Here is a 10,851-nt window from a genome sequence, read left to right on the forward strand (position 1 = left end):
TCGGTGCTCAGTCTCGCGGTGATGCCGGGCGGTCGGCGGCGCGGGCGCTCGCTGCGCCATCGTGCGTCGTGTGGGCGAGGGCACCCGCGTCAATGGGTGCCTTGCTCGGCATCGGCACGGGCGGCAGGTCGGGCAGCGGTCGGTCACTGCTCGAGAGCCACTGCGGGCGCTCGGGCAGCTTCTTGACGTCGGCGAAGATCTCGGCGAGCTGCAGGTGGTCGAGCGTCTCTTTCTCGAGCAGCTCGGTCGCGAGCCGGTCGAGAATGTCGCGGTTGTCGTTGATGACCTTCCAGGCTTCGTCGTGCGCCTGCTCGATGAGTGCCCGCACTTCGGTGTCGACGCGCTCGGCGAGCTTCTCGCTGTAGTCGCGCTGGTGGCCCATGTCTTTGCCGAGAAAGACCTCGCCGCTCGACTGCCCGAGCTTGATGGCGCCGACGTCGGTGCTCATGCCGTATTCGGTGACCATGCGGCGCGCGATCGACGTGGCCTTTTCGATGTCGTTCGACGCACCCGTCGTGGGGTCGTGAAAGACGATCTCTTCGGCCACGCGGCCACCCATGGCGTAGGTGAGTTGGTCGAGCAACTCGTTGCGGGTCACCGAATACTTGTCGTCGATCGGCAGCACCATCGTGTAGCCGAGCGCTCGACCGCGCGGCAGAATCGTCACCTTCGTGACGGGGTCGGTGTGCCGCATCGCCGCGGCCGCGAGCGCGTGGCCGCCCTCGTGGTAGGCGGTGATGAGCTTCTCGTGGTCGCGCATGATGCGCGTGCGCCGCTGCGGGCCGGCCATGACGCGGTCGACGGCCTCGTCGAGCGCCTCGTTGGTGATGATCTCGCCGTTGACACGCGCGGTGAGCAGTGCGGCCTCGTTGAGCACGTTGGCCAAGTCGGCGCCCGTGTAGCCGGGAGTCTTGCGGGCGAGCACCTCGAGGTCGACGTTCTCGGCCATCGGCTTGCCTTTGGCGTGCACGCCGAGAATCTTCGCGCGGCCCTTCATGTCGGGCGCATCGACCTGAATCTGACGGTCGAAGCGGCCCGGGCGCAGCAAGGCCGGGTCGAGAATGTCGGGCCGGTTGGTGGCCGCGATCATGATGACGTTGGTGTTGGGGTCGAAGCCGTCCATCTCGACGAGCATCTGGTTGAGCGTCTGCTCGCGCTCATCGTGCCCGCCACCCATGCCGGCGCCGCGGTGGCGACCGACGGCGTCGATCTCGTCGACGAAGATGATGGCGGGCGAGTTCTCTTTCGCCTGCGTGAAGAGGTCGCGCACACGGCTCGCACCGACGCCCACGAACATCTCGACGAAGTCTGACCCCGAGATCGAGTAGAACGGCACGCCCGCTTCACCGGCCACCGAGCGAGCGAGCAGCGTCTTGCCCGTGCCGGGAGGGCCGTAGAGCAGCACACCCTTCGGAATGCGAGCGCCGACAGCCAAGAACCGAGCCGGGTCTTTCAAGAAGTCTTTGATCTCTTCGAGCTCTTCGATGGCTTCTTCGGCACCGGCGACATCGGCGAAGGTCACTTGCGGGGTCTCTTTGCTGACGAGCTTCGCGCGCGACTTGCCGAACTGCATGACACGCCCGCCACCGCCCTGCAGGCGGGTCAGCAAGAAATAGAAGATGACGCCGATGATGAGAAACGGGATGATCAGGCCGAGCACGCTGACGAAGAAGTTCGACTGCGGAACCTCGTCAGTGAACTCGCCCTCGATATCGGCCGCGTCGACGGCCGCGATAATCGCGTCGGCACGCTGCTCGACGTAGTAGAACTGCACGTTCTGACCGAGCTCGTCGTCGGCCTCGGCGAGCACGACGTCGACCCGCTGCTCGCGGTCGACAATCTTGACCGACGTGATGGTCTCGGTCTGCAGCAGTTCGAGCCCGCGCTGCACGCTGATCTCGCGAAAACCGCCGATGCCGCCCAGCAGTGCGAAACCCGCCCAGATGACCACGGCACCGACGAGGATGAAGGGCAGCGGCCCGCGAAAGAAGCGCTTCGCAGTCATGGGTTGGCGAGCCATCGGGCGCGCACCTTTCTGTCATTCGAGCAAGACCGCCAGGTTATCGCGCGCCACCATGGGAAGGGGTGGAAGTTCGCGGTGGGCAGATTCAGCTGCTGTAGACGTGCGGGGCGAGCACGCCGACGGCCCGCAGGTTGCGGTACTTCTCGGCGTAGTCGAGCCCGTAGCCGACGACGAAGGCCGGCGGAATGTCAAAGCCCACATACTCGACGTCAACCTCGACCTTGGCGGCTTCTGGCTTGCGCAGCAGGGCCAGAATCTTGACGCTCTTGGCTCCACGTGATTCGAGGTTGGCCCGCAACCACGAGAGCGTCAGCCCCGAGTCGATGATGTCTTCGACGATGAGCACGTCGCGCCCGGCGATCTCAGTGTCGAGGTCTTTGAGAATGCGCACGACGCCGCTCGACTCAGTGCTCGCGCCGTAGCTCGAGACGGCCATCCAGTCCATTTCGACGTGGCAATTGAGTTCGCGCGCGAAATCGGCCATCACCATGACGGCGCCCTTCAGCACGCCGACGAGCAGGGGCGGGGTGTCGCCGTAGTCGGCTTCGACGCGTCGCGCGAGCTCGGCGAGCTTCTCGTGAATCTCGTGCTCAGTGACGAGCACTTCGGTCAGGTCAGAGCGGATGTCTTCGACGTCCACGGGGCTCCTTCAACGCTGGTCGCGGTCTTCGGCGGCGGTGAACACAATGCTGCCTGCCGTGCGCTCCACCCTAATGCCGGGCAAGTGCACGGCACCTTGCCCGTGCCAGTCGGTGACGAGCCTGGCGACCTCGAGCGTCTGGTCTCGGCTGATCGAGACGCCAAACTCTGCTCGTGCCACCAGGCGGATCATGCGGTGCCGCAGCGCTGCAGGGTTGGCGGCGAGCCACGCGACGGGCAGTGAGCACCCGGCCTCGGCGTGTTCGACCACGTCGCCGGTGGCTTCGTCGACCATGCGGTCGAGCGCCTCGGCATCTTCGCGGGCGATCGCAGCGGTGCGGGCGAGCGCGTCGACCACGCCAGCGTCGAGTGCCTCTTCGAGCATCGGCAACACTGCGTGCCGCACGCGCACGCGCGTGTAGCGCTCGTCGTCGTTGTGCGGGTCGTGCCACGGCAGCAGTTGCTGATCGGCGCAGGCGGCGTGCAGGGTCGATCGTCGCAGGCCGAGCAGCGGTCGGCGGTAGAGCCCCGAGACCTCGGCCATGCCGGCCAGACTGCGGGTGCCGCTGCCGCGCGCGATGCCGAGCAGCACCGTCTCGGCCTGATCGTCGAGGGTATGGCCCAGCAGAACTGCCGCAGCGCCGAGGCCGCGCGCCACGCTCTCGAGGCGCTCGAAGCGTGCATCACGTGCCGCCGCTTCGGGGCCGTTCTGCGCACCGACGGCGACCCGTTCGACTCGCACGGGGTCGAGCCCCAGCGCGAGGGCGGCGTCTGCCGCGCGTCGGGCGACCGTAGCCGACTCGGCTTGCAGACCGTGGTCGATGACGACGGCGCCGGCGCGCACCCCCAGCCGGGGAGCTTCGAACGCGGTCGCCGCGGCGAGGGCCAGCGAGTCAGGCCCCCCGCTGAGGGCGACGAGCACGAGCGGTCGCGAGCTCTCGTGCGGTGACCCCTCTGCACTCAGGTCGGCAAGGCTCTCACGCACCGCGCGCCGCACGTCGGCGACGGCCGGGGTGAGGCGGGGCCGACGAGAGTCGACCGAGGGGCGTGCGGGGGGCATCCACTAAGGTTAGAGCCGGTCTCGCCTGCGCGACCCTGCCGATTTTCTCCGCCATCTCTCTCGTCGAAGGAGCACCCCTGTGGGCGCCTACCCCGTCATCATCGAAGTGCCGAAGGGCAGCCGCAACAAGTATGAGATCGACCACGAGACGGGTCGCGTCATGCTCGACCGCGTGCTCTTCACGTCGTTCGTCTACCCGACCGACTACGGGTTCTTCGAGAACACGCTCGGTCTTGACGGCGACCCGGTCGATGCGCTCGTGCTCACCGAGTACCCGCTCTTTCCGGGGGTTGGTGTGTCGGTGCGCCCGGTCGGCGTCTTCAACATGACCGACGACGGCGGCAGTGACGCCAAAGTTGTCTGCGTGATCGCGAAAGACCCGCGGTGGGATCACATTCACGACGTCGACGATGTGCCCGAGTTCACGCGCAAAGAGATCGAGCACTTCTTCGAGCACTACAAAGACCTCGAGCCGGGCAAGTGGGTCAAGACCGAGGGCTGGGGCGACGCCGCCGAAGCCGAGGCGGTCATTCAGGCCGGCATTGCCGCCTACGTGCCGCCGGCGCACTAGGCGCTGGGGCGCGCGACGACCGGTATGCGGTCGTAGTTGCGCACCGTCACGATGCGCACGGGGTTGCCTGGTGAGGGCGCTTCGAGCATCTGGCCGTTGCCGATGTAGAGGGTGACGTGATACTTCGACCCGGATGCTGAGCCGCCGTAGCTGTAGAAAATGAGGTCGCCGGGCTGCGCCTGGGCGTAGGGCAGCAACTGCCCGCGCGTGGCCGCGCGGTTGTACTGCGCCGACACCGAGTGCCCGCCGATCGCGAGCCCCGCCGCCGAGTACGACATCATCGTGAGCCCCGAGCAGTCCCACGAGTTCGGGCCGCTGCCACCGAACTGGTAGGGCTTGCCGAGCTGTGCGCGAGCGAAGGCGATCGCGGCATTCACGATGGTGGCGTTCGGCGGGCCGACCCCTGACGGTGGGGGCGTGACGGGCGGGGTGCTCGGCGAGGGCGCCGGGCTGCTGGGGCTGGGGGCAGGACTGCTCGGTGACGGTGCCGGGTTGCTGGGGCTCGGGGCCGGGTTGCCCGGGTTCTGTGACCCTCCGCCGTCGCCTCCGCCGGCGCCACCGCCGTTGCCTCCCCCGCCGATCGAGTCGAGGTACTCGCGTTCGAGTGCCGCACTGCGACCGGTGAGCGTGGCCAGTTGGGCCGACAAGCGGCTCAGGGTGGTTTCGTGCTCGGCGACGCGGGCTTCGGCCTGAGCGGCGGCGGCGGCTGCTTCGTCGAGCGCGGTCTGGGCTTCGTCGGCGCGCAGTTCGCGTTCGGCGCGAGCGACGGCGGCTTGCTCACCCAGTGAGGTGGCGACGTTGCGGTCGAGCACGGCGAGCGCCATGACGGCGTCGGCGCGGGTGCCGAGAATGCTCATGGTTCCGAGGCGGTAGAGCAGGGCATCCGCGTCATCGCCGCTCGTCACGAGGGCCGCCGTGATGTCACCGCCGCCCGCTCGTGAGAGTTGCGCCGCGACCTGTGCGGCCTGACGCGCTGTCGTGTCTGCGCGTTCGAGGGCGGCGTCTCGTTGCCGTTCGATCGAGCGCACGACGTGGTCGGCGTCGTCGAGGGCGGCTCGCGCCAGCTGCAGGGCTTCACCGCGCGCGAGGGCTTCACGCGCCGCCGCCGCATACTGCTCTTCGAGCGAGCGCACGGTGTCGATGATGCGCGAGATGGCGATTTCGGTGGCGGCGACATCGCCTTTGGCGGCTTCGACGTCGTCCCAGCTCGGAGCATTCGGCGCCGCGAGTGCCGAGTGCTCGTGTGCTGAGGTCACCCCGAGCGCGAGTACCAGAGCCGTCACGAGGGTGACGACTCTGATCGCGAGCCACTCGGGGCGTCGCATCAGAGCCGGCTACCCAATCGTGAGCCCCTTGTTGCGCAGGTAGGGCAACGGGTTGGTGGGGGTGCCGCTTTCGCGCACCTCGAAGTGCAGGTGGCAGCCGTTGGAGGTTCCGGTGGTGCCGACGCGGGCGATGTTCTGGCCAACCGTGACCGGCTGCCCCATCTGCACGAGAATGCCACCTTGCTGAATGTGCGCGTAGCCGGTGGTGAGGCCATTGCCGTGGTTGATGCGAATGAAGTAGCCGTAGCCGCCGTTCCAGCCGGCGTACTCGACGGTGCCACTCGAGGCGGCATACATGGGGCGACCGCACGGTGCCGCGAAGTCGGTGCCGGCGTGAAAGGCGACGTTGCCGCTGATGGGGTGCACGCGCGTGCCGAAGTGCGACGAGATCCAGCCGTTGACCGGAACCGCCCAGCCGTTGACGATCTGCCCCGCGTTGAGGCTCGAGCCAGCTCCGTATTGCGCGGCGATGCCCGCTGCGTAGTCTTTCTCGGTCGCGTCACGGTTTTCGACGAGCACGGCGAGCTGGGCTTCGAGTCGCGCCTGGTTCTCTTGCTGTGCGAAGAGCGCGGCTTGCGCGGCTTCGGCTGCCGCTTGCGCGGCTTCGTAGGCGGCTTGAGCTTCGAGCCGCAACTGGTCACGAATCTCGGCGGCGACGTTGGCCTGGTCGGTCAGCGATTGGGCGGCGTTCTGGTCTTGCAGTGCGACCGCGTAGATTCCGTCGGCCTGTTCGGTGATCTTGCTGGCAAAGCCGAGGCGTGACAACAGCGAGTCGGCCTGGCCGGGGTTGGTGAAGAGCGCGGCTGAGAGGTCGCCGCCGCCCGATCGAGCGAGTTCGGCGACGAATTGGCCGGCGCGCAGTCGCGATTCGTCGGCACGCTCTTGAGCTTCGTCGGCTTGGCTCTGCAGTTGCTGGGCCGTGTAGGCGGCTTCGTCGAAGGCGAGCTGGGCTTCGTAGTAGACGGTGCCGAGCTCTTCAGCGATGGCTTGCGTGCGCTGCACTTCGGCGGTGATCGCGGCGATGGCGGCTTTGATCTGGGTGATCTTGGCTTGAGCGGCGGCGACGTTGCGTCGCGCTTCGAGCACGTCGCTCCATGAGGGGTAGTCGGTGGCGTAGGCCGGCTTCTCGGTGGTGGCGATCGAGCCTGTCACGAGTAGGGCGATGGCCGCGATGGCGGCCGTGAAGGCGCTCGCGCGACGGCGGTGCGGCCGCACGGCGGCATCCTCCGTCGTCGTCATCCCGCTCCCCCAGCGTGTGTGTGACCGCAGTCGTGACTGCATTGCGCCTACCCACTTCCGGCATTCATGAGTCGACCTGCGATCACGTTATGTCGCAACTCTCACATGAGCACCATTGACAACAGTATCAACGAGCGCGCTGTTCGGCCAGCATTCTCGCCGCACAGCACGCAGGGCGACCCCCGCCGAAGCGGGCACACCCGTGCGGCGACGGTAACCCGCGACTGCGCCTGCTCGGGGGAGGCCGCTCGGATCGTCGCTGAACCCGCTCTGCCCCGCGTTTGGCAAACTGCGGGCCCGCACCGTATGCTTGTGCCTCGGTTGCTTTGCGGCTCGCGCCACCAGGCCCCATCGTTTAGTGGCCTAGGACACCGCCCTTTCACGGCGGCAGCACGGGTTCGAATCCCGTTGGGGTCACCAGCAGAGCACCACACAACTGAATATGTTTGGCCCTGTAGCGCAGTTGGTTAGCGCGCCGCCCTGTCACGGCGGAGGTCGCCGGTTCAAGTCCGGTCAGGGTCGCCACGGCAATGGGCCCTCTCTTCGGAGGGGGCTTGTTCCGTATCGGGGCCTTCGGGCCTCGAGGCTCTGTAGCTCAGTTGGTAGAGCGTTCGACTGAAAATCGAAAGGTCACCGGATCGATGCCGGTCGGAGCCACTGATCGAACCCCCGCCGAGTGCGGGGGTTCCGTCGTTGATGGGCCTCCGCGCTCACGAGCCGCCTGATCACGACGCACACCGATTCGACCTGTTGGCGAGCTGGCCGGCAGCCGCTCCGGCCGAGGGATGCTCGGGGCGAGTCGAGGCGGGCTTCGTCGTGACGAGGCCCGGCTAGTCGACGTGCTCAGCGAAACTTGTAGGGCTGATTCGTTTTCCACACCGTGATTGGCTCGTGTGGATCGATCTCGGTTTCGAACCTGGCTCGCGGTCGGCTCGCACACTCAGGGCTCCGCCAAGAAAACGTAGTCCGCCGAGAACGTTCTCCAAAGTCGTGCACCACCGGATCGACATCGCCCGCGGAGTCGAGGTCAATCCTTCTTCGCGGCGCCACGCGATAGCGTATTCGAGGTTGCTCACGATGCTGGAATACTCGCTGCGGAGCGCACGGGATCGCGCCCTGATCACGTCATCGCCGACCAGCCCCTGCGCTCCCACGCGGGCTGCGGAGACGGATTGGGAATCAGCAGCTGCTCGCCCCTTCTCTCCTCGACGAGAAGGAGACCGATTGCAATGAGGGCGTCGATCGCATCGCCGATCGTGGCGATACGCATCCGATCGCTGAGTGCAGCCAGAAGGTCGACACTGCCGTTCAGAGTCGACCGAGGCGGCACCGCCATCTCCTCAGCATCTGAACCACCCATTTCCCAGGGCGGCATCCTCCGAGCCATGCGTTTCGCTAGTTCGAGTCGAGTCATGGGTGCCGCCGACCACAATTCCAAGTATGCGAGACGGAATCCGTTCGAGTCCGCTAGCACATCCGACCAGCCAGACGACTGAAGCCCTTGCATCGCAGCCCGCCACGGCGAGCTCGGCGACTGAGAGTGACCACCACCGGCGATCCGGCGAGGCCCCCGTCCATCGGGTCGATGGGGCCGTCGTGAGGGTACGGCTGCAGCAATCACTCCTCAGGAGCCATCGAGTCTAGATCGACCCCGGAGTCATATTGATAGCGAGGGCGACCCCGTGCCAAAACCCGGACTCGCCCACGGCCGAGCCCAGACACGTCAAGACCGACCTTTCCCGCATCGAAACCGCTGAGCATGAGCTTGCCCGCAGCGGGCACCTCCTCGAAAGGGAGGTCGTCTATGTCCTCCCAGCCATCGGGGGTCGACGGGCGGGCATCCCAGCCTTCTGCGCGAAGATGCGCGCGCGAGTACTTGCTTCCCGCTTCGAGGCTGATGAATCCCGGAGCAGACCCGGCAAACGAGGCAGCCGGGCTGAGAACCGCCTCTTCCTGCCCGGCCGATAGAAGCGCGAAGTCGGTGCTCAGGGTGGTCTGAACAGCATCGACGAGTTCAGGCATAGCCTGACCATATCTCGCAGACGGTATCTGGGCTCGGCCTCATCAGCTGAGGGCCAGAGGCTGCCGTCGTCACCGGCACCGTGGTCGCGCTCGCGAACGACTTCATCGCGACGTTTACCGACCTGGGCTATGTGTGGGCGCCTGCCGGCTTCAACTCTTACAACCTGCGCAACCGCACGACCGGCACGGTGGAGCACACGGCCACCCGCGCCGACCTCGTGTTCGGCTCGAACTCGATTCTGCGCTCATACGCCGAGGTCTACGCGCAAGACGACAGCCGCGAGAAGTTCGTGCACGACTTCGTCGCCGCCTGGACCAAGGTCATGAACGCCGACCGCTTCGACCTCGTGGCGAGCTAGCCGTCAGCTCGTCCGGCCGACGGATGCTCGGGCCGGGGTCTCTGCGGAGGCCCCGGCCCTTCCGTTGTTGGGGGAGTTTCAGTTCACCGCACTGCTCGTTAGGCTGCGCTCATGGCTGACCGCAATGAGTTCAGGGTCTTCGTCGTCGATGCACTGCGATCGCTTGGTGGCTCCGCAACTGTGCTGGATGTCACCAAACACGTCTGGCAGGTGCACGAGGCAGATCTGCGGCAGTCAGGCGACCTCTTCTACACCTGGCAGTACGACATCCGGTGGGCGGCCCAATATCTCCGAAACAACGGATACCTGAAGCCGGTCAATCGGGACAGGAGTCACCCGTGGGAGCTGACGCAAGAAGGCTGGAACGTGGAGCTCGAGGCCCTGGCCTCCTCCGCCAGCGAAAAGCGCAAGGCCACTGGCTAAAGAGCGGCCGCGAGGAGTCGACCGATCGCCGCTCCGAGCGGAATCGGTACCGCGTTCCCGATCTGGCGGGCAATGTCGGTGCGTGAACCAACGAATCGATGTCTCGGGCTGAAGCCCTGCAGCAAAGCAGCCTCGTAGTGCGTGATCGCACGATCCTCGACGGGATGGATGTACCGACCCTTCTCTGGCTTGAAGAACTCAGTACGGATCGTGACAGAGGGCTTGTCCCAGCGGAGTCTGCCCATCACATCGCCAGACCCCGTCTTGTGCTTGACCCAACATGGGGCCATCAACTCCGGATACGGCTCCAAGTCCCGACGGTTACCCCCTTCAGGAATCACAGAGAACCGCTTCAAGGAAAGAGCCGTGTAGTTCCGGCTCCAGTGCATGTCACGAGCTACGAAGGTCCCAGGAAAGGCTCGACCGTGGAACTCTGTCTGTCTCTCGGACAGCAACTCATCTCGATCAGGGAGGCGGGGCACCTTAGCCAACACATCCCGCACCGTGACCCACGGCAGTAGCCCGTCATTTGGGCTAGCGGAGTGAGTCTTGGCAAGGGAACCAGGAGACCCGAGGTCTCGGTGGTAGCCGATCATGACGGTTCGACGACGAGACTGGGCTGCGCCGAAGTCGGCAGCGTTGTAGACATCTGCATCGAACGCGTAGTCGTCGAGCTCTCCCCCAGGCTCGGTCGCTGCCAAGAACTGGCCGAACTGAGGGGAGCGCTTGAACTCAGCGACGTTCTCGACAACGAAGTACTTCGGCTTGGCGCGCCTAATGGTCTCTGCGTACTGGCGCCAGAGCGCATTGCGCTCATCCTCAACGTCACGCTTGCCCAAGCTGGAGAACCCCTGGCACGGCGGGCCCCCGACGATCACATCCACCGACGGGACTTCGCCGAGAAGCCACTCCCGAATGTCGCCTACAAACACCGAATCGGGACCGTGGCTAGCGGCGTACGAGGCGGCAGCGGCCACATCCCATTCGACGGCGCCTGCGGTCTTGAACCGGTCCGAGGCCTCTCGAAGTCCAGATGAAAGGCCGCCCGCGCCAGCGAACAAGTCGAGAATTCGAATGTCGCCAGCCACCACGCCATCCTACGAGGAAGGCGGGCTGAGAGACCTGCGCGACTCACATCCCCTGCCACCACTTCTGAGGTGCCTCGATTTGTCGGACGCTCGGGATATGTT

11 protein-coding genes and 3 tRNA genes are annotated in these 10,851 nt (G+C 66.1%); 6 read left to right on the forward strand and 8 right to left on the reverse strand.

Annotation, left to right across the window (positions count from 1 at the left end):
* Positions 1 to 7: 7 nt before the first annotated feature.
* From ftsH to tilS, 3 genes are all read right to left on the reverse strand, one after another.
* On the reverse strand, positions 8 to 2,005 hold the full coding sequence (gene ftsH / locus KIT89_RS08985; protein ID WP_297600513.1) for an ATP-dependent zinc metalloprotease FtsH: 1,998 nt from the start codon (positions 2,003 to 2,005) through the stop codon (positions 8 to 10).
* A gap of 103 nt (positions 2,006 to 2,108) precedes the next feature.
* Complete coding sequence (hpt, locus tag KIT89_RS08990; RefSeq protein ID WP_297600516.1) at positions 2,109 to 2,663, reverse strand: hypoxanthine phosphoribosyltransferase; 555 nt, start codon at positions 2,661 to 2,663, stop codon at positions 2,109 to 2,111.
* 9 nt (positions 2,664 to 2,672) lie between these two features.
* Positions 2,673 to 3,722 (reverse strand): tRNA lysidine(34) synthetase TilS, encoded by a 1,050-nt coding sequence (gene tilS, locus KIT89_RS08995; protein WP_297600520.1) that lies wholly within the window; start codon positions 3,720 to 3,722, stop codon positions 2,673 to 2,675.
* Between the two features lie 79 nt (positions 3,723 to 3,801).
* Here tilS and KIT89_RS09000 point away from each other — a divergent pair, with 79 nt between their 5' ends.
* Positions 3,802 to 4,293, forward strand: coding sequence for an inorganic diphosphatase (locus KIT89_RS09000; protein WP_297600522.1), 492 nt, complete (start codon positions 3,802 to 3,804; stop codon positions 4,291 to 4,293).
* On the opposite strand, the gene KIT89_RS09005 is transcribed toward KIT89_RS09000, so the two are convergent.
* Both KIT89_RS09005 and KIT89_RS09010 read right to left on the reverse strand, forming a co-directional pair.
* Complete coding sequence (locus KIT89_RS09005; protein ID WP_297600525.1) at positions 4,290 to 5,618, reverse strand: NlpC/P60 family protein; 1,329 nt, start codon at positions 5,616 to 5,618, stop codon at positions 4,290 to 4,292. The two genes, KIT89_RS09000 and KIT89_RS09005, sit on opposite strands and share 4 nt — an antisense overlap.
* Before the next feature lie 9 nt (positions 5,619 to 5,627).
* A complete protein-coding gene (locus tag KIT89_RS09010) occupies positions 5,628 to 6,857 on the reverse strand; it encodes a M23 family metallopeptidase (protein ID WP_297600528.1) in 1,230 nt (409 codons plus the stop codon).
* 344 nt (positions 6,858 to 7,201) lie between these two features.
* On the opposite strand from KIT89_RS09010, the gene KIT89_RS09015 reads away from it, so the two are divergent.
* The 3 genes from KIT89_RS09015 (at position 7,202) to KIT89_RS09025 (ending at position 7,514) form a co-directional block, all read left to right on the forward strand.
* A tRNA-Glu gene (locus tag KIT89_RS09015) sits at positions 7,202 to 7,277 on the forward strand.
* 28 nt (positions 7,278 to 7,305) lie between these two features.
* Positions 7,306 to 7,382 (forward strand) — tRNA-Asp (locus KIT89_RS09020).
* Between the two features lie 59 nt (positions 7,383 to 7,441).
* Positions 7,442 to 7,514, forward strand: a tRNA-Phe gene (locus KIT89_RS09025).
* A gap of 463 nt (positions 7,515 to 7,977) precedes the next feature.
* Here KIT89_RS09025 and KIT89_RS09030 read toward each other — a convergent pair.
* Both KIT89_RS09030 and KIT89_RS09035 read right to left on the reverse strand, forming a co-directional pair.
* Positions 7,978 to 8,271, reverse strand: a complete 294-nt coding sequence (locus KIT89_RS09030; RefSeq protein WP_297600531.1) for a hypothetical protein — start codon at positions 8,269 to 8,271, stop codon at positions 7,978 to 7,980.
* Between the two features lie 203 nt (positions 8,272 to 8,474).
* Positions 8,475 to 8,879 (reverse strand): hypothetical protein, encoded by a 405-nt coding sequence (locus KIT89_RS09035; protein ID WP_297600533.1) that lies wholly within the window; start codon positions 8,877 to 8,879, stop codon positions 8,475 to 8,477.
* Between the two features lie 80 nt (positions 8,880 to 8,959).
* Between KIT89_RS09035 and KIT89_RS09040 the strand changes: the two genes are divergently transcribed.
* Positions 8,960 to 9,238, forward strand: coding sequence for a hypothetical protein (locus KIT89_RS09040; protein WP_297603980.1), 279 nt, complete (start codon positions 8,960 to 8,962; stop codon positions 9,236 to 9,238).
* 111 nt (positions 9,239 to 9,349) lie between these two features.
* Positions 9,350 to 9,661, forward strand: a complete 312-nt coding sequence (locus tag KIT89_RS09045) for a hypothetical protein (RefSeq protein ID WP_297600535.1) — start codon at positions 9,350 to 9,352, stop codon at positions 9,659 to 9,661.
* Here the strand turns inward: KIT89_RS09045 and KIT89_RS09050 are convergent.
* Positions 9,658 to 10,749 carry a DNA cytosine methyltransferase gene (locus KIT89_RS09050; protein WP_297600537.1) on the reverse strand — a complete coding sequence of 364 codons (1,092 nt, stop codon included), beginning with the start codon at positions 10,747 to 10,749 and terminating at the stop codon, positions 9,658 to 9,660. The two genes, KIT89_RS09045 and KIT89_RS09050, sit on opposite strands and share 4 nt — an antisense overlap.
* Positions 10,750 to 10,851 lie beyond the last annotated feature (102 nt).

Source organism: Microcella sp. (assembly GCF_025808395.1).
Classification (GTDB): domain Bacteria; phylum Actinomycetota; class Actinomycetes; order Actinomycetales; family Microbacteriaceae; genus Microcella.

Coding starts and splice junctions, on each gene's coding strand:
- ftsH (WP_297600513.1), bottom strand. CDS start 2,005: ATGACTGCGAAGCGCTTCTTTCGCGGGCCGCTGCCCTTCATCCTCGTC.
- tilS (WP_297600520.1), bottom strand. CDS start 3,722: ATGCCCCCCGCACGCCCCTCGGTCGACTCTCGTCGGCCCCGCCTCACC.
- KIT89_RS09005 (WP_297600525.1), bottom strand. CDS start 5,618: ATGCGACGCCCCGAGTGGCTCGCGATCAGAGTCGTCACCCTCGTGACG.
- KIT89_RS09010 (WP_297600528.1), bottom strand. CDS start 6,857: ATGACGACGACGGAGGATGCCGCCGTGCGGCCGCACCGCCGTCGCGCG.
- KIT89_RS09030 (WP_297600531.1), bottom strand. CDS start 8,271: ATGACTCGACTCGAACTAGCGAAACGCATGGCTCGGAGGATGCCGCCC.
- KIT89_RS09035 (WP_297600533.1), bottom strand. CDS start 8,879: ATGCCTGAACTCGTCGATGCTGTTCAGACCACCCTGAGCACCGACTTC.
- KIT89_RS09045 (WP_297600535.1), top strand. CDS start 9,350: ATGGCTGACCGCAATGAGTTCAGGGTCTTCGTCGTCGATGCACTGCGA.